This window comes from Kribbella sp. NPDC048915, from assembly GCF_040649595.1.
Taxonomy (GTDB): domain Bacteria; phylum Actinomycetota; class Actinomycetes; order Propionibacteriales; family Kribbellaceae; genus Kribbella.
Map to the genome: position 1 here is coordinate 185403 of NZ_JBEZFT010000004.1, position 17643 is coordinate 203045.

The 17643-nt window shown below is 69.5% G+C and carries 14 protein-coding genes; 8 read left to right on the plus strand and 6 right to left on the minus strand.

What is annotated here, in order from left to right; genetic code table 11:
- The first annotated feature begins 67 nt into the window (after positions 1-67).
- The 4 genes from AB0B82_RS04165 to AB0B82_RS04180 all read left to right on the plus strand — a co-directional run bounded on the left by AB0B82_RS04165 (position 68) and on the right by AB0B82_RS04180 (position 4465).
- Positions 68-1969: a Na+/H+ antiporter gene (locus tag AB0B82_RS04165; RefSeq protein WP_360162266.1), complete on the plus strand. Its 1902-nt coding sequence runs from the start codon at positions 68-70 to the stop codon at positions 1967-1969.
- 4 nt (positions 1970-1973) lie between these two features.
- Complete coding sequence (locus AB0B82_RS04170) at positions 1974-2390, plus strand: HIT family protein (RefSeq protein WP_360162268.1); 417 nt, start codon at positions 1974-1976, stop codon at positions 2388-2390.
- Between the two features lie 135 nt (positions 2391-2525).
- On the plus strand, positions 2526-3914 hold the full coding sequence (locus tag AB0B82_RS04175; protein WP_360162270.1) for an AAA family ATPase: 1389 nt from the start codon (positions 2526-2528) through the stop codon (positions 3912-3914).
- The gene (locus tag AB0B82_RS04180) at positions 3911-4465 is read left to right on the plus strand and encodes a hypothetical protein (protein WP_360162272.1); all 555 of its coding nucleotides are present in this window, start codon (positions 3911-3913) and stop codon (positions 4463-4465) included. Before AB0B82_RS04175 ends, AB0B82_RS04180 begins: the two co-directional genes overlap by 4 nt.
- Positions 4466-4515: 50 nt before the next feature.
- On the opposite strand, the gene AB0B82_RS04185 is transcribed toward AB0B82_RS04180, so the two are convergent.
- Positions 4516-5073 (minus strand): HEAT repeat domain-containing protein, encoded by a 558-nt coding sequence (locus AB0B82_RS04185; RefSeq protein WP_360162274.1) that lies wholly within the window; start codon positions 5071-5073, stop codon positions 4516-4518.
- Positions 5074-5218: 145 nt separating this feature from the next.
- Between AB0B82_RS04185 and AB0B82_RS04190 the strand changes: the two genes are divergently transcribed.
- Together AB0B82_RS04190 and AB0B82_RS04195 are read left to right on the plus strand one after the other, a co-directional pair.
- The gene (locus AB0B82_RS04190) at positions 5219-5449 is read left to right on the plus strand and encodes a hypothetical protein (protein ID WP_360162318.1); all 231 of its coding nucleotides are present in this window, start codon (positions 5219-5221) and stop codon (positions 5447-5449) included.
- Positions 5440-5682 carry a matrixin family metalloprotease gene (locus tag AB0B82_RS04195; protein ID WP_360162314.1) on the plus strand — a complete coding sequence of 81 codons (243 nt, stop codon included), beginning with the start codon at positions 5440-5442 and terminating at the stop codon, positions 5680-5682. The genes AB0B82_RS04190 and AB0B82_RS04195 overlap by 10 nt, the downstream gene beginning before the upstream one ends.
- Positions 5683-5749: 67 nt before the next feature.
- Here AB0B82_RS04195 and acnA read toward each other — a convergent pair whose 3' ends face one another.
- From acnA to AB0B82_RS04220, 5 genes are all read right to left on the minus strand, one after another.
- Positions 5750-8524: an aconitate hydratase AcnA gene (acnA, locus tag AB0B82_RS04200; protein WP_360162276.1), complete on the minus strand. Its 2775-nt coding sequence runs from the start codon at positions 8522-8524 to the stop codon at positions 5750-5752.
- A 145-nt stretch (positions 8525-8669) separates the two neighbouring features.
- Complete coding sequence (locus tag AB0B82_RS04205) at positions 8670-9602, minus strand: LLM class F420-dependent oxidoreductase (protein WP_360162278.1); 933 nt, start codon at positions 9600-9602, stop codon at positions 8670-8672.
- Positions 9603-9612: 10 nt separating this feature from the next.
- On the minus strand, positions 9613-11874 hold the full coding sequence (locus tag AB0B82_RS04210) for a hypothetical protein (RefSeq protein ID WP_360162280.1): 2262 nt from the start codon (positions 11872-11874) through the stop codon (positions 9613-9615).
- 35 nt (positions 11875-11909) lie between these two features.
- Complete coding sequence (locus AB0B82_RS04215) at positions 11910-13112, minus strand: class I SAM-dependent RNA methyltransferase (RefSeq protein WP_360162282.1); 1203 nt, start codon at positions 13110-13112, stop codon at positions 11910-11912.
- Positions 13109-15139: an APC family permease gene (locus AB0B82_RS04220; RefSeq protein WP_360162284.1), complete on the minus strand. Its 2031-nt coding sequence runs from the start codon at positions 15137-15139 to the stop codon at positions 13109-13111. Before AB0B82_RS04220 ends, AB0B82_RS04215 begins: the two co-directional genes overlap by 4 nt.
- Before the next feature lie 93 nt (positions 15140-15232).
- On the opposite strand from AB0B82_RS04220, the gene AB0B82_RS04225 reads away from it, so the two are divergent.
- Together AB0B82_RS04225 and AB0B82_RS04230 are read left to right on the plus strand one after the other, a co-directional pair.
- A complete protein-coding gene (locus AB0B82_RS04225; protein ID WP_360162286.1) occupies positions 15233-15895 on the plus strand; it encodes a TrkA family potassium uptake protein in 663 nt (220 codons plus the stop codon).
- Complete coding sequence (locus tag AB0B82_RS04230) at positions 15895-16572, plus strand: TrkA family potassium uptake protein (RefSeq protein WP_360162288.1); 678 nt, start codon at positions 15895-15897, stop codon at positions 16570-16572. Before AB0B82_RS04225 ends, AB0B82_RS04230 begins: the two co-directional genes overlap by 1 nt.
- The last annotated feature ends 1071 nt before the right edge of the window (positions 16573-17643 follow it).

Below are 17643 nucleotides of genomic sequence, written 5' to 3' on the forward strand. Positions count from 1 at the left end.
TCGTGATCGCCGAATCCCGCTCCGAACACGTTAGAGGAAAACGGCGGCCCACTGGGAGACTGTGCGGGTGCATATCGCGATCGAACTCGTGGCCCTCGTCGCCGTCGTCGCGGCGGGTGCCGCGCTGGCGGGCCGGATCGGGATCTCCGCGCCGCTGCTGCTGGTCGTCGTCGGCGTCGCCGCGTCGTACCTGCCGTTCATCCCGCGGGTCGAACTCGAGCCCGAGGTCGTCCTGGTCGGCTTCCTGCCGCCGCTGCTCTACGCCGCCGCGATCCGGACCAGCCTGATCGACTTCTCCAAGCACCGCCGCTCGATCGGGCAGCTGTCGATCCTGCTGGTCGCGTTCACCACGCTCGGCGTCGGCCTGGTCGCCTGGTGGCTGCTCGGCCCGATCGCCGAGTCGCTCGGGCAGAAACCGCTGCCGCTGTGGGCCGCGTTCGCGATCGGCGCCGTGGTCGCGCCGCCCGATGCGGTGGCCGCGACCGCGATCGCCAAACGGGTCGGCATGCCCCGCCGGATCGTCACGATCCTCGAGGGCGAGAGCCTGATGAACGACGCCACCGCGCTGGTCTGCCTGCGAACGGCGATCGCGGCCGCCGTGGTGACACCGACCATTTGGGACATCGGCCTGGACTTCCTGATCGCCGCGGGCGGCGGCGTGCTGGTCGGTTTCGCCGCGACCTTCCTGCTGGCGAAGATCCGCCGCCGGTTCACCGACCCGGTCCTCGACACCACGCTCAGCCTGACGGCCCCGTTCATCGCCTACATCGCGGCCGAAGAGATCCATGCGTCCGGCGTCCTCGCCGTCGTCATCACCGGACTGCTGCTCGGCCACAAGGCGCCACTGATCCAGTCCGCCAAGTCCCGGATGTCGGAGCGCACCAACTGGCGGACCTTCCAGTTCCTGCTGGAGAACGCGGTGTTCCTGCTGATCGGCCTGCAGACCCGGTGGATCCTCGAGGACCTGGCCGAGAGCCCGTTGCCGGGCTGGCTGATCGCCACGACGACCGTCGCGGTCTTCCTGGCTGTGGTGCTGCTCCGGCCGCTCTGGATCTTCCCGACGACGTTCCTGAACCGGCGCATCCTCGGTCCGTCCCGGTCCGGGCCGGTGTCGCTCAACGGGCTGATCGTGGTCTCCTGGGCCGGGATGCGCGGTGTCGTCACGCTGGCCGCGGTCTTCACGCTTCCCGAAAACACCCCGCATCGCGAGGTGCTCGTCTTCATCGCGCTGGCCGTCACCGCGGGCACGCTGCTGGTGCAGGGCTCGACGCTGCCCTGGCTGGTACGGCGCGTCGGCCTGCCCGCTCCCGATCCGGCCGAGGATGCCCTGCAGGAGGCCGCCGTACTCCAAGGTGCGCACCGCGCCGGGATGGCGAAGCTGGACGAGATCTCGACACCGTCGGACCCGCCGCAGGTGCTCGAACTGCTGCGCCAGCGCGGTGACGCCCGGGCACAGGCGGCGTGGGAGCGACTCGGGCGGCCGGAGACCGAGTACGAGACGCCCAGTGAGGCGTACCGGCGGTTGCGGCTCGCGATGCTGGCCGAAGAACGCGCGCACATCCTGAAGGTCCGCGACGCCGGTCTGGTGCCCGACGAGGTGCTGCAGCGGGCGCAGAACGCGCTCGACATCGAGGAGTCCGTCCTCGACCGCGACGAGGACGACGACGTCGGCGGGCGGTCCGAGGACCTGCGGCCGGTCGTCACGCCCGGTGGTGCGTGTGAGCATCTGGAGCAGGCGCCGGTCGTGGTCACGCCGAACACGCCGGACGGCTGCGAGGAGTGCCTCGCGATCGGCAGCACCTGGGTCCACCTGCGACTGTGCCTGGCGTGCGGTCACGTCGGCTGCTGCGACTCGTCGCCGATGAAGCACGCCGCCAAGCACTACGAGGAGTCCAAGCACCCGGTGATGCGCAGCTTCGAGCCGGGCGAGACCTGGCGCTGGTGCTTCACCGACGAGAAGCTAGGTTGACCTGATGGCGGACTGTCTTTTCTGCTCGATCATCGCCGGTACGACGCCTGCGCAGATCGTCCTCGAGACCGCGGACGTGGTCGGTTTCCTCGACATCCGGCCGGTGTTCAAGGGGCACACGCTGCTCGTGCCGCGGTCGCACGTGCCGACCATGGTCGAGATGACCGACGAGGTGATGGTGCCGTTGTTCGGGGCGGCGCGGTCGGTGGCGAGCGCCGTGCGGACCGCGTTCGACGCGCAGGGATCATTCGTTGCCGTGAACAACGTGGTCTCGCAGTCGGTGCCGCATCTGCACGTCCACGTCGTACCACGCACCAAGGGCGACGGCCTCCGCGGCTTCTTCTGGCCCCGCACCAAGTACGCCGACACCGCCGAGGCCGAGGAATACGCCGGCAAGCTCCGCGCCGCCCTCGAGAACTAGCGCTCTCCGCTTAAGGCAGCCGAACGTCTCAGTTCACCGGGGCTTCATCCGGCGCGCCTAGGTTCGCGGACAGGTCGCGGCCCGCGGCCTCCGCCACGGTCGGCCCGCCGTGGTGGTCGACCGGAAGGCGGGGGAATGACGCTCGCACCGAACGGCCCGCTGATCGAACGCCGGGACACCGCCGGTCGTCCGATCCCGCTGACCAGCCGCTGGACCGGCAAGCCCGCCGTACTGTTCACTGGCGCCGCAGGTCTCGGCACGACGGCGGAGCTCAACCGCGCACACCGGGCCGCCGAGGCTGCCGGCGCGCTGGTCCTGCGGGTCAAGGCCACGGGGAACGAGCCGCTGGAGAACAACTTCGCGCGCACGATCGCCAACCAACTGGGGACGCTGCGCCGGGTTCACGGCCGGTGGCGGATGCGCGGGGTCAAGAAGGTGGCTCGCGAGCTCACCCGGCAGATCGGCGAGAAGACACCGATGGGCGGTGTCCGGACCCCTTCCCCGGGCGGGCTGCTCCCGCAGTACGAGTTCAAGTTCAAGGATCAGGTGCGGTCCCGCCCGCCGGCCACCCTGAACGATCTGGCGGACGCGGCCGGTGAGCTGGCCCGCCAGAAGAACCTGCCCGCGATGATCGTCATCGACGACATCCACCGAGCGAGTCTGCGGGACCTGGCCGCGATCAACGAACTCGCCGAACATCTTGAGCAGACCGGTCTGCCGGTGGTGCTCGCGATGAGCGGCGGTGAGAACGCGCCGACCCTGCTGCACAAGGCCTCGCGCGGGATCGACGGCCGGGCCGGCGACCTCGGCCGGCTGTACGACATCCGCAAGTGCGAACCGTTCACCGACCAGCAACTGCGTCCGATGTTGCGGTACGCGCTGGCCAAGGTCGTGCCGATGGAGATCGTGGACGCCTACTGCCCGCCGCCGATCCAGCAGCAGCTGCTGCAGGCCGCCAACGGGAACGCCGGCCGGCTGTCCGACCTGGTCGGCGCGGCCGTCGAGTGCTCGAAGCACGGGGTGTACTCGATCGACGACCGGGCAGCGTCCTGGGCGGTCCAGGCGGTCGACACCGGACGGGCGGCGGCATACGAGGCCGCCTGGAACGACAGCTCGCCCGAGGAGAAGCGGCTGCTGGTCTGGATGGCCGACGCCGGACCGGACGGGCTGGACATCGTGTCCGCCGTCAACCAGTTGCCACCGGGCGACCTCGCGGCCTGGGCCCAGTTCGACGCCGCGCGGCAGTCGCTCGACGGCCGCGGCCTGATCGACGTCTCGGCAGACGGTGGCCGGCTGGAATTCTCCTCGCCCGGTCTGCGGAACTGGGTCGCGCACCACAACCCGGCCTGGCCCGCGGGCCGCGCGCCTGTGCCGGACCATCTCGTCCCCGGCGGGGCCCGGTCCGGCCAGGCGCCTGCCGGCTACCGGCCCCCGGGATCCGAGGCGCATCGGGCCGGTGCGCATGAGGCCGCCGGCACGTACGGCGGCGGGCGGCATCGCGCGCCGGAATGGAGGCACCGATGACCGAACCGATGATCGAGGCGCTCGAGCCTTCCGCGCTGACCGTCGAGCAGGCGCGGCGGTTCGGCCGGGACATGCTCGCCGTCGTGAGCGGTGCGGCCGCCGCGGCAGTGGAGCACTTCGCCGCACTGTGCGAGTACCTCGACGATCTGTACGGCGGCGACGGCTTCGACCGGCTCCTACGGCCGGTCGACCGGGTCGAGGTGGCCGCGCTGGTCCGACGGCTGCGGCGGGAGGCCCCGACCGGTTCACCGGTGCTGGACGACGACCATCGCCCGGTCGAGCTGAACGACCCGGACGCGGACGAGTACTTCGACACCGTCATCCGGTTCGAGCAGCCGGTGAACTCGTCCCTCACCCTGCCTCAGGGCCGCGTCCTGGCCGACGAGCTGGCTCGCCAGGACGGATGGGCGGCTGAGATCGGCCGACTGCTCCAGGGGCTGTACCGCTACCTGGACGAGTTGCACGGCGGCCCAGGTGCCTTCACGGAGATGCTCAACTCCGAGGACGTCCTGACGGTCAGGAAGGCGCGCCTCGCCGACCGACGTCCGTGAGCATCAGCACGGCGCCGTCGGATGCCGTCGCTTGCCGGGTGGAGATGTGCTCACCGGACGGGACGGTCAAGGCGTTGCCCCAAGGTGGCGAGGGCGCGTTCGACGGCGGCTCGGACGGTGTGGTCGGGGTCGTCGGCGAGTGGGCGGATCGCCTCGGCGTGTTCGTACTCCCCCGCAGCACCGACAGCCCGCACCGCGGCCGCCCGCACGCGCGGCAGCTCGTGGTCGAGCATCGGGAGCAGCGCGTCGACGAGTTCCCCGAGCTCGCGCTGCGCGGTGATCCTCGCGACATGCTCGCGGACCCGCCAGGCAGGATCGGCGGCAGCGTCGCGCAGTACGTCGACCACGTCGTCGCGCCAGACGTACCGGAAGACCCGCGCCGCCCACACCCGGACCCAGTAGTAGTTGACCGGATCAACCGGTGCCCTCCACCCGCCGGGGTTCTCCGCTCCGGTGATCGCGACGAGCTTCGGCAGCGCTGCGCCGTACGCCTCCTCGCCGGAGATCTCGCCGCTCAGGAACGCCTTGCTCCAGTCGACGATCGCGTCCTCCCCGTGCGCCGCGCAGGCGGCCCTGACGACGTCACGTGGCGCTGCTCTGTCGGTCATGGGATCAGTAAACCCTGCCGGTCCGACAGTTCTCGACCACCGGCAGGACCGGAACTGCCGGTTGTTCTTCCTGGCGACCTGCTGCCGTCCGGCGGTGCAATCGAAGGGTCCAAACGGACGTTTCAAACGAAGAGGGGAACGAACGATGAGGCAAGCACTACGCATCAGTGCGATCCTCGCCGTCGCGGGGGTCGTGACAGCGGTGTTCGCCGGCAGCAGCACTGCGCAGCCGGTGGACACCGAGGCGGCTTCGACGCAGGCCGCAGCGGTACCGGAGGAAGTGCACACCGACACGGTCTACGTGACCGGCACGGCGAAGGACGGTTCGACGACCGTCACCATCTACGACCCGGCGCCAACGGGTGGCTGGGCCTGACGTCGTGGAAGCCTGGCACACAGGGTCCGGTGACGGTCAAGCTGAACGACCACTACAAGCTGACCGCCAACCAGCGCCGCACCGTCGCCTGCCACGAACTGGGGCACGCGCTGTCGCTGGACCACGCGACAAGTACGTCGAGCTGCATGTACTCGGGCAAGTACATCTCGCTGCACCCGAGCAAGCACGACTACGGCCTGCTGCCGCGGATCTATCCCAAGCCGGGCACGTGATCACCAACTGAAGAGCGGGGCCGGTCGATGGTGTCATCGACCGGCCCCGCACCATGTTTGCTGTTGGTCAGCTCGCGATCAGCGACCGGAGCACGTACTGCAGGATGCCGCCGTTGCGGTAGTAGTCCGCCTCACCGGGGGTGTCGATGCGGACGACCGCGTCGAACTCCTTGACCGATCCGTCGGGCGCGGTCGCGGTGACGTGCACCGTGCGCGGGATGTCGCCGTCGTTCAGCGCGGTGACGCCGGTGATGTCGAAGGTCTCCTCCCCGGTCAGGCCGAGGGACTCCGCGTTCTCACCCTCCGGGTACTGCAGCGGCAGCACGCCCATACCGATCAGGTTCGACCGGTGGATGCGCTCGAAGGACTCGGTGATGACGGCCTTCGCGCCGAGCAGCGCCGTACCCTTGGCCGCCCAGTCCCGCGACGAACCCGAGCCGTACTCCTTGCCGGCCAGGATCACCAGCGGGATGTTCTTCTCGGCGTACGCCTGGGCGGCGTCGTAGATCGTGGTGACGGGCGCGTCGTCCTTGGTGAAGTCGCGGGTGAAACCGCCCTCGGTGCCCGGTGCGATCTGGTTGCGCAGTCGGATGTTCGCGAACGTACCGCGGATCATCACCTCGTGGTTGCCGCGGCGCGAACCGTAGGAGTTGAAGTCCTTGCGGTCCACGCCGTGCTCGGCCAGGTACTTGCCGGCCGGGCTGTCGGCCTTGATCGAACCGGCCGGCGAGATGTGGTCGGTGGTGACCGAGTCGCCCAGCTTCGCCAGCACCCGCGCACCGGCGATGTCGGTGACCGGCGCCGGCTCCTTCGCCATCCCGTCGAAGTACGGAGGCTTGCGGACGTAGGTCGACTCCGGGTCCCAGGCGAACGTCTTGCCCTCGGGCGTCGGCAGCGACTGCCAACGCTCGTCACCGGCGAACACGTCCGCGTAGTCCTTGGCGAACATCTCCTTGTTGATCGAGTTCGCGATCGTCGCCTCGACCTCCTCGGCCGACGGCCAGATGTCGCGCAGGAAGACGTCGTTACCGTCCGAGTCCTTGCCCAGGGCATCGGTCTCGAAGTCGAAGTCCATGGTCCCGGCCAGCGCGTAGGCGATCACCAGCGGCGGGCTGGCCAGATAGTTCATCTTCACGTCCGGGTTGATCCGGCCCTCGAAGTTCCGGTTGCCGGACAGCACCGACACGACCGCCAGGTCGGCCTCCTGGATCCCGGCCGAGATCGGCTCGGGCAGCGGGCCGGAGTTGCCGATGCAGGTGGTGCAGCCGTAGCCGACCAGGTGGAAGCCGAGCTTCTCCAGGTACGGCGTGACGCCCGCCTTCTCGTAGTAGTCGGTGACGACCTTCGACCCGGGCGCGAGCGAGGTCTTCACCCACGGCTTCGACGCCAGGCCCTTGTCGACCGCGTTCTTCGCGAGCAGCGCGGCGGCCAGCATGACCGACGGGTTCGACGTGTTGGTGCAGGATGTGATCGACGCGATCACGACGTGGCCGTGGTCGAGCTCGACCTCCTGGCCGTCCAGACTGACCGTGATCTTCTTAGTCGGCCGCTCGGACTTCTGCGGCGGGACGTGCGGGCTGTCGTCGACGTGACCGTGGCCGTTCGGCGCATCGCTGGCCGGGAAGCTGCCGGTCTCCGACGGGTCGACGTCGAGCTCCTCGGTCGCGTAGTCACCGAGGACACCGCGGAACGACTCCTTGGCCTTGCTCAGCTCGATCCGGTCCTGCGGGCGCTTCGGGCCGGCGATCGACGGCACCACGGTCGACAGGTCCAGCTCGAGGTACTCGGAGTACCGCGGCTCGACGGCCGGGTTGTGCCACAGGCCCTGCTCCTTGGCGTACGCCTCGACCAGCGCGACGGCGTCGTCGGAGCGACCGGTCAGCCGCAGGTAGTCCAGCGTGACGTCGTCGATCGGGAAGATCGCGCAGGTGGAGCCGAACTCGGGGCTCATGTTGCCGATCGTCGCCCGGTTCGCCAGCGGGACTGCTGCCACGCCGTCGCCGTAGAACTCGACGAACTTGCCGACCACACCGTGCTTGCGCAGCATCTGGGTGATCGTCAGTACGACGTCGGTCGCGGTCGCGCCGGCCGGCACCGAGCCGGTCAGCTTGAAGCCCACGACCTTCGGGATCAGCATCGACACCGGCTGGCCGAGCATCGCGGCCTCGGCCTCGATACCGCCGACGCCCCAGCCCAGGACGCCGAGGCCGTTCACCATCGTGGTGTGGCTGTCGGTGCCGACACAGGTGTCCGGGTACGCCTGGCCGTTACGGACCATCACCGTGCGGGCCAGGTGCTCGATGTTCACCTGGTGCACGATGCCGGTGCCGGGCGGGACGACCTTGAACTCGTCGAACGCCGTCTGGCCCCAGCGCAGGAACTGGTAGCGCTCGCGGTTCCGCCCGTACTCGAACTCGACGTTGCGCTCGAACGCGTCCGGCGTACCGAACACGTCGATGATCACCGAGTGGTCGATGACCAGCTCGGCCGGCGCCAGCGGGTTGATCTTGGTCGGGTCACCGCCCAGCTCGGCGACCGCCTCGCGCATCGTGGCCAGGTCGACCACGCACGGGACGCCGGTGAAGTCCTGCATGATCACCCGCGCCGGGGTGAACTGGATCTCGGTGTCCGGGGCCGCGTTCTGGTCCCAGTTGCCGAGCTTGCGGATGTGGTCGGCGGTGATGTTCGCGCCGTCCTCGGTGCGCAGCAGGTTCTCCAGCAGGATCTTCAGCGAGTACGGCAGTGTGTCCGCACCCTCGATACCCGCCAACCTGAAGATCTCGTACGACTGCCCGTTGACCTCGAGTGCCCCCTTGGCACCGAAGCTGTCGACGCTCGCCATCAACCCGCTCCTCTGTCCAGTCCGTGTCTACGCCCATCCTGCCGAGCGCTGCCGCGGGTCGCGAGGTCAGGCTCCCCTAACCTCGCGCCGCTCGCGAAACTCTCTCGACATCAAGATACACGACATCGAGCCATGTTTCCCACCGTCAGGAAACCTGTGGAAGAACCTCGGCCGCGATCAGGTCCAGGTGGTCCAAGTCCTGCAGATCCATGATCTGGACGTACTGGCGCTGCGATCCGACGGCCGCGAACCGGCCCAGGCGGTCGACGACCTCGGCCGGCGTGCCGGCGATCGCGTTCGCCTTGAGGTCGTCGACGTCGCGTCCGATCGCCTCCGCACGCTGCTTGACCTCAGCGTCGTCCTTGCCGACCACGACGGTGTGCGCGGTGGACAGCGCGAGCGTCTGCGGGTCGCGGCCACGCGCCGTGCAGGCTTCCTGGACACGCTTGAAGAGCGTCGCGGTCTCCTCGACGCTGCGGAACCCGGCGTTGAACTCGGCGGCGTACTGCGCGGCGAGGGCCGGCGTCCGCTTCTTGCCCGCACCGCCGATGATGATCGGCGGGTGCGGCTGCTGCACCGGCTTCGGCAGCGCCGGCGAGTCGCTGAGTTGGTAGTGCTCGCCGGCGAAGTTGTACTTCTCCCCCACCGGCGTGTTCCACAGCCCCGTGATCAGCTCGAGCTGCTCGGAGAAGATGTCGAAGCGGGCCTTGGTGTCGGGGAAGGGCAGGCCGTACGCCTTGTGCTCGGCCTCGTACCAGCCGGCGCCGAGCCCGAGCTCGACCCGTCCGCCGCTCATCTGGTCGACCTGCGCGACCGAGATCGCGAGTACGCCGGGGTTGCGGAAGGTGGCCGAGCTGACCAGGGTGCCGAGCTTGATCCGCTGCGTTTCACGGGCCAGGCCGGCCAGCGCGATCCAGGAGTCGGTCGGGCCGGGCAGGCCGTCGTTCGGCCCCATCACCAGGTAGTGGTCGGAGCGGAAGAACGCGTCGAAGCCGTTCTCCTCGGTTTTGCGGGCGACCGCGAGCAGGTCGTCGTACGTGGCGCCCTGCTGGGGTTCGGTGAAGATCCTGAGAAGCATGGCGCCCACGCTATCTCGCGCTGGTGTACAGCTTCTCCAGATACGACGGCTGCCACTCGGCGCCGCGGCTGTACAGCCGGCGCACCAGGCGGTCGACGTTCAGCCGGTCCTCGACCGGGTTGTCCCACCAGTCGGGCACCTGGTCGTACCAGCGGTCGATCCGCACCGTCCGGCCGGCCGCGTCGATCCGCGCGAACAGCCAGCCGTCCTGCTCGCTCTCGGCCTCCGCCAGCCACAGGTCGCCGAGCAGTTCGGTCAGCTTGCCGGCTGCGAACTCCGGGTCGGCGACCTCCGGCGGCTCGAGATCGAACCGGTACGACGGCGCGGCCGGGTCGAGCACCTGCACCTGGATCGTGAAGCCCGACGGCACGATCTTCGTGCGTGCCCGGCACCACGCCTGCAACCTGCGAAACGCCTCCGACTCCGCCGGCTTGGGCCGCGGCCGCTCCACCTCGGCCCGCATCGCTTCCTCCAGCGACCCCGGCTCAGGCGTCACCAACGGCCCGCCGGTCCCCACCAACCCGATCCCCGGCACCACCATCGCGCTCTCAGGCTGAGGCCGGCCCGCCTCCCGAACCCGCTCCTGCAGATAACCCTCTACCTGACCTTCACCCGCACTTCCAGCAGCTCTCGCCAGGACACCGGCCGCAGCAGCCTCCCCCTGAGATTCCTCGTCCGACGGCCCTTCCCACGGTTCCGCACTGAGAGACCACTCGTGCGTCTCGGCGGCAGGTGGTTCGGTGTCGTCGAGGATCGCCGGGATCTCGGCGGTCTGGTCGTCGGCGTCGATGACAGGTGGGTCCACCGCAGCAGGCGGCTCGACGATCGGCTCGGATCCGGCGGCGGCCACCGGCGCGAACGGCGACGGGCCGGTGAACGACGCCGGCTCGTCCACGTCCGCTTCCTGCTCCTCGGCGGTTTCCTGCTCCGAAGCAGTCTCATACGCATCAACCTCTGCCGGTTCCGGCTGAGGCCCCGGCGCATCACTCTCGCCGGACGCGATGAGCGCGAGCACCGGCTCGATCTCCGCAGTCGGCGCGTCGTCGTCCAACTCACCAGCATCGAACTCACCAGCGGCATCCGGGACGCTCGGCGGAGCAGGACTGGCAGGCGACTCCACCCGCGGCCGGTCGATCGGCGAGAGCGGTTGGGTACGGGCGAACGGGGAGTTCGCGGGTACGGCGTCGCCAGGGATCAGTTGGCCCGGAGCGAAGGGGGAATCGGCCGGCGCCACGTCCCCCGAAGGTGCCGGCGGCGGTGGGGACTGGGGAAGGCTGCTGGGGTCTTCCACCCATTCGCCGTTGACCCAGGCGGGACCGGTCCACGGTTGCTGTTCGGCGGTTTCCCAGTCGTCCTCGGGAGTCGCCGCCACCTCCGCGGAGGCGGCGGCGGGTGCGTCGGCGAACAGGGAGTCGAAGAAGTCGTCGCCTTCGTACGTCGTGGGCGCCACCGCCGGCTCGATGGGTTGACCGGTGAAGGGGCTGATTCCGGGCGGGACGACGTACGACTCGTCGTCCTCGACGTGCGCCTCGACGTGCGGGGTATCTCCGATCACAGCGTCTTCAACGACCGAGACCTCGGCCGTGTCAGGTTCGTCGGCGAAAGTTGCCGGTTCTGCAACGTTCGGCGCGTAGTCCCGCGTGAAATCCTCGGCCGCGCCGACGCCCGCGGGCAGATCGGGCTGCACCGGCGACCGCGGATCGATCGCGAAGTGCCCGAAGTACGCACCGAGCGCCGCCGCCGAGATCCCGGACCCGGCGGCCGCCTGAATCAGCTCGACACCGGCCGGCCGCAGCTCGTCCAGCCCGCCGAGGTAGTCGCACCACGCCGCGACCCATTCCGACATGACATCGGCGGTCGCCTCGTCCGACGTGATCCACGCACCGATCGGCGCGAAGCCGTCCTCGACCGGTTCCCACGGATCACCGGGGTACGACGCGCGTGCCCAGCTGCCGTTGAACGCGCCGTACACGAACCCGAGCTCGCCCGCGTCTTGCCGCTGCCGCACCTCGGGCTGACCGATCCAGTCCGGGGATCCGTCGAGCAGGTTCTCGCCGGCGGTCTGGCTGTGCTGCGTGTGGAATCCCCACAGCACGGCCCGCCCCTCGCCCAGGCGGACCATCCGGAGCACGGAGGCGCTCTCGTCCTGGTGGTGGTATCCGTCGGCATCGGCGTACCACCGGCGGTCGAACCCGGTGGCATGAGCGACCGCGGCGAGTGCGGTCCAGCGGGCGCGCAACTCCTCCGGGTCGTCCAGGTCAACGAGCGGCATCAGGTCTCCAGCGCATCGGAATCCGAGCCAGAACGCTACCCGAGCCCTCCCGCACTGGCCACCGGAGCGTCCACCGGCTCCAGGATGGCGACGCACTCGATGTGGTGCGTCATGCCGAACAGGTCGAAGGCCCGCAGCGACGCGATCCCGTACCCGAGCCGCCCGAACGTCTTCAGATCACGCGCCAGCGCCGCCGGATCGCACGCCACATAGGCCACCCGGCGCGGGGTCAGCCGCGCGATCCGCCGTACGACGTCCTTGCCGGCGCCGGTGCGCGGCGGATCGAGGACGACGAGGTCCACATGCTCCAGCCCCTGCCCCGCGGCGGCGTTCAGGACGCGGTCCACATCGCCCTGCTCGAGCGTCACGCCGTCCAGGTCGTGCAGGTTCCGCCGCGCGTTCCGTACGGCGTCCTTGTCGCCCTCGATCGCCAGCACCGGACACCCGGCCTCGGCGAGGAAGGCCGCGAACAGCCCGGCGCCGGAGTAGAGATCCAGCGCCGTCTCACCGGCCATTGGCTCCAGCCCGCTCAGTACGGCGTCCAGCAGCGTCTCCGGCGCCGCCGGGTGCACCTGCCAGAAGCCGCCCGCCTCGACCAGGAACCGCCGGTCCCGGACCACCTCGACGAGCCGCTCCCCTGGGTCCTTGTCGGTCAGTACGGCGGTCTTGCCCTCGGACGACACCACCGCCTGTACGGACGAGACGCCAGGCCACCGCGAGCTCAGTACGTCGGGGGTTCTGGGATGGGCGATCAGGCAACGATCGATCGGTACCAGGTCGTGCGAGCGGTGCGCGTACATACCGGGCCGGCCGTCCACGACGGCGTACCGCATCCGCGTCCGCCAGCCGAGCCCGTCGTCACCCGGGGACTCCATCACCACGGTCCGCTCGATGCCGCCGATCCGCCGCAGCGTGTCCGACACCACGGTCGCCTTCAGGCGCCGCTGCTCGACGATGTTCGCGTGCTGGAAGTCGCAACCACCGCAGAGCCCCGGCCCGGCGAACGGGCAGGGCGGCTCGACCCGCTGCGGCGATGCGGTCAGCACCTGGACCACGTCGGCCCGCAGGTACTTCGCGGTCTGCTCGGTGATGCGCGCATGCACGAGCTCTCCCGGCAGGGCGTGCCGGACGAAGACCACCTGCCCCTCGTGCCGGGCGACACAATGTCCCCCGTGCGCGACAGGTCCCACCGCCAGCTCGACCACTGCCCCGACCAGACTGTCCAGACTGTCTGTCACCGATCTCCTGACGTCTTGCGGGCCCCGCGCCGTACCTGGCCGGCAACCCGTTCCACCCGTTCCTGCCGCTCCTCGGCCCCCTGCGACGACAGCAGCTGGTAAGGAACGGACGTAACCATGACACCAGGTGTGAACAAGAGCCGTCCCTTCAGCCGCAGTGCGCTCTGGTTGTGCAGCAGGTGCTCCCACCAGTGCCCCACGACGTACTCGGGGATGTAGACCATGACGACGTCCCGCGGTGACTGACGCCGGATGTCGCGCACGTACTGCAGGATCGGCCGGGTGATCTCGCGGTACGGCGAGGCGAGCCGCTTGAGCGGGATCGGGATACCGCGGGCATCCCACTCGGCCTGCAGCGCGTCCGCCTCGTCACGGTCGACGTCGACCGTGACGGCCTCCAGCATGTACGGACGGGCCGCCTTGGCGAACGCCAGCGCCCGCAGCGTCGGCTTGTGCAGCTTCGACACCAGCACGATCGAGTGCACCCGCGACGGCAGCATCAGCGGCTCGTCGCCTTCGGCCGCCATCTGCTTGCGCACCGTCTCGTAGTGCCGGTGGATGCCCTTCATCATCAAGAACAGCACGCCCATCGCGATGATCGCGATGTAGGCGCCGTGGGTGAACTTGGTGATCAGCACGATCACCAGCACCACGCCGGTCAGCGTCAGGCCGACCGCGTTGATCACGCGGGACCGCATCATCCGCGCTCTCCGGGCCGGGTCGCGCTCGTCGCGCAGCAGCCGGGTCCAGTGCCGCACCATGCCGGTCTGGCTGACCGTGAACGACACGAACACGCCGACGATGTACAGCTGGATCAGCCGGGTCACCGAGGCGTCGAAGGCAACGATCAGCACGATCGCGAAGCCGGCCAGGATCATGATGCCGTTGCTGAACGCGAGCCGGTCGCCGCGGGTGTGCAACTGACGCGGCAGGTACCCGTCGCGGGCGAGGATCGAGCCGAGCACCGGGAAGCCGTTGAAGGCGGTGTTGGCGGCCAGCACCAGGATGACGCCGGTGGCCGCGGCGACCAGGTAGAAGCCGGGGCTGAAGTGGTCGAAGATGCCCTTCGCGAGCTGCCCGATCACCGGGTCCTGGTGGTAGCCGCTGCCGACCGGTACGCCGTTGCGCTCCAACTGCCGCGCCGGGTCCTCGGCGAACCGCACCTTCATCACGTTGGCGAGAGTGACCACGCTGATGACCATCACGATCGAGATCGAGCCGAGCAGCGCGAGCGTGGTGGCGGCGTTGCGGCTCTTCGGCTTCTTGAACGCCGGTACGCCGTTGCTGATCGCCTCGACACCGGTCAGCGCCGCGCACCCGGACGAGAACGCCCGCAGGATCAGGAACGCCATCGCCAGCCCGCTCGCCCCCTGGGCGAACTGGCTCTCGGCCACGATGTCCAGGTTGGCGGTCGGCGCGTCCGGCAGGGTCCCGAACAGCATCCGGCCGAAGCCCCACGCCGCCATCCCGAGGATCGTGAACATGAAGATGTACGTCGGGATCGCGAACGCCGCGCCCGATTCGCGGACCCCGCGCAGGTTCATCGTGGTGAGGAACAGCACCGCGATCACGGCCGCCGTGGCCTGACGCCCCTCGAGCGCCGGGATGGCCGAGGCGGCGTACTGCGCGGCGGACGAGATCGACACCGCGACGGTGAGGACGTAGTCGACCAGCAGCGCGCTCGCGACGGTCAGGCCCGCGGTCGGCCCGAGGTTGACGTTCGCGACCTCGTAATCACCGCCGCCGGACGGGTACGCGTGCACGTTCTGCCGGTAGGACAGCACTACCACGACGAGGACCACCGCGACCGCCAGCGCGATCTTCCACGAAATCGTCAGCGCGGCGAGGCCGGCGATCGACAGCGTCAGGAAGATCTCGTCCGGGGCGTAGGCAACCGACGACAGGGCGTCGCTGGCAAAGACCGGCAGGGCGATGCGCTTGGGCAGCAGCGTCTCACCCAGCTGGGTGCTGCGCAGCTTGCGACCGAGCAGGAGCCGTTTGCCGATGTCGCCGAGAGCGGGAGTCACACCGGTGATGTTAGAGGGAGCCCGGCTCCGGTGTAGCGTCTATCCCTGCCGAACTTGCCAGCGGGCCCCCAGCGGGCGAGGAGTGATCAGCGAGTGCACGTCGTCATCATGGGCTGCGGCCGCGTCGGGTCGATGCTCGCACGCGGTCTGGAGAAGCGCGGCCACACGGTCGCGATCATCGACCAGTCGGCCGACGCCTTCCGCCGGCTCAGCCCGGAGTACACCGGGCGGACCATTGTCGGGATGGGCTTCGACCGGGAGGTTCTGATCGAGGCCGGCATCGAGGACGCCCAGGCGTTCGCGGCGGTCTCGAACGGCGACAACTCGAACATCCTGGCCGCCCGGGTGGCCCGCGAGACGTTCGGGATCGGCAACGTGGTGGCCCGGATCTACGACCCCGGCCGCGCCGAGGTGTACCAGCGGCTCGGTATCCCCACCGTCGGCACGGTCCGCTGGACGGTCGACCAGATGATGCGCCGGCTGCTGCCCGAAGGCTCCGAGCCGGAATGGCGGGACCCGTCCGGGACCGTCCGGCTCGCGGAGGTGCACGTCCACTCCGACTGGATCGGCCGCGCCGCCTTCGACATCGAGAAGGCGACCGGCGCCCGGGTCGCGTTCCTGACCCGGCTCGGCGAGGGCCTGCTGCCGCGGCCCGACACGGTCATCCAGGAGGGTGATCTGGTGCACGTCGTGATGCTGGAGCGGGACGCCGCCGCGATCGAGTCCCAGCTCGGCCACAAGCCTGAGGAGCTGTGATGCGGGTAGCCATCGCCGGTGCCGGCAACGTCGGTCGTTCGATCGCCGCCGAACTGCTGGAGAACGGCCACGAAGTACTGCTGATCGACAAGGACCCGCGCGCGATCAAGGCCGAGTCCGTACCGCGCGCCGAGTGGCTGCTGGCCGACGCCTGCGAGCTGTCCTCGCTCGAGGAGGCCGCACTGCAGCGCTGCCAGGTGGCGATCGCGAGCACCGGTGACGACAAGGTCAACCTGGTCGTCTCGCTACTCGCGAAGACCGAATTCGGCGTCCCGCGAACCGTTGCCCGGGTCAACCACCCGCGCAACGAGTGGATGTTCAACGAGGCGTGGGGTGTGGACGTCTCGGTGTCCACACCGCGGATCATGTCCGCGCTGGTCGAGGAAGCAGTGTCGGTCGGCGACCTGGTCCGGCTGTTCACCTTCCGCCAGGGCGACGCGAACCTCGTCGAGCTCACCCTCCCCGAGGACTCCCCGATGATCGGCCAGCGCGTCGGCGACGTCGACTGGCCGCTCGACACCGCCCTGGTCGTCATCCTCCGCGAAGGCCGCGTCCTGCGCCCCGACCCGGAGGGCACCCTCGAACTCAACGACGAACTCCTCTTCGTCGCCGCCGACGAAACCGAAGAACACCTGGAGCGGATGCTGTCGCCGCACCACCACCATAAAGCGGAGTAGGCCGTGTAGTTCCAGGTGAACCTGTTCGGCGACGGCGTCCACGCGATGTACGCCAAGGCCCAGTCCGCCGTTCAACCAGCCGGCCCCGATCACAGGCCCTCGCGCGCACGATCTCGGCCTTCGCGGGCGCCCACCTAGGCATGTCTGACAATTCAGCGCCGTAGCGAGGAGGTGCTCGGTGCGGTAGCTCGCCGCGCGGGAGCGAAGGTCTCGATACGGAACATCGTGGCCTTTGGCCACGTGCGGCGAGATGCCGGGCGAGATGCCTGCCGTGCCGAGTGCCCCGCAGTAGGCGCTGGACTCTCAGACGTGCCCCTAGCCCCTGACTAGCGATGCGCCGCATCGCCAACCCGCACCCCAGCACGGCGGGACCGACACCCGCGACGCCGACCTGATCACCGAGACCATCCGCTCGGGCCCCAGGCGCCCGCGCGACGTCGAGATCGACTGTCGGCGACGAAACCCCGGCGACTGCTCGTTAAGCGCCAGGCGGGTGCGGACGCCGGAAGATCCGAGAAGGTCGGAGAAAGGTCGGAGACTTGATGGTTGGCTACAACGACCTGGCGGGCCCGGCGAGGTCACCCGATTCAGCAAGCGCCGACTAAATGGGCTGCTCCGCAGTGGCATCTTCTTCTACCAGCGCCCTATCCGCCCGCCGCTTCACCGAGCCCCTTCGGCGACCCCGCCGTGTCAGGAGGCGGCCGACCACTGACAGCCGCCGGGCACTCTACGGAAGTCGGTGCGTGCCGGTGTGGTCGACGAGGAACCGGAACCCGTGCGGGCTGGTCCACTCGATCCCGCCGCCGGGCACGCGGCGGTTCCGCCACCCGCCGAAGGTTTTGGCGCGGTGGTGGAGCCGTCCTTGCGGGATGAGGTTGTCGACACTGGTCTGCCCAGGCGGCCCGGTCTGATCCGCGCGCCCGGCGTCCCGTGGTTGCCCGGTGTTCCCGTGTTGCCCGGTGTCCCCGTGTTGCCTGGTGTCCCCGTGTTGCCCGGTGTCCCCGTGTTGCCCGGTGTCCCCGTGTTGCCCGGCTTGATTCGGCGCGGCCGGGCGATCCGGCCCTGCGGTTT

Coding starts and splice junctions, on each gene's coding strand:
- AB0B82_RS04170 (WP_360162268.1), top strand. CDS start 1,974: ATGGCGGACTGTCTTTTCTGCTCGATCATCGCCGGTACGACGCCTGCG.
- AB0B82_RS04175 (WP_360162270.1), top strand. CDS start 2,526: ATGACGCTCGCACCGAACGGCCCGCTGATCGAACGCCGGGACACCGCC.
- acnA (WP_360162276.1), bottom strand. CDS start 8,524: ATGGCGAGCGTCGACAGCTTCGGTGCCAAGGGGGCACTCGAGGTCAAC.
- AB0B82_RS04210 (WP_360162280.1), bottom strand. CDS start 11,874: ATGCCGCTCGTTGACCTGGACGACCCGGAGGAGTTGCGCGCCCGCTGG.
- AB0B82_RS04190 (WP_360162318.1), top strand. CDS start 5,219: ATGAGGCAAGCACTACGCATCAGTGCGATCCTCGCCGTCGCGGGGGTC.
- AB0B82_RS04230 (WP_360162288.1), top strand. CDS start 15,895: ATGCGGGTAGCCATCGCCGGTGCCGGCAACGTCGGTCGTTCGATCGCC.
- AB0B82_RS04205 (WP_360162278.1), bottom strand. CDS start 9,602: ATGCTTCTCAGGATCTTCACCGAACCCCAGCAGGGCGCCACGTACGAC.
- AB0B82_RS04180 (WP_360162272.1), top strand. CDS start 3,911: ATGACCGAACCGATGATCGAGGCGCTCGAGCCTTCCGCGCTGACCGTC.
- AB0B82_RS04185 (WP_360162274.1), bottom strand. CDS start 5,073: ATGACCGACAGAGCAGCGCCACGTGACGTCGTCAGGGCCGCCTGCGCG.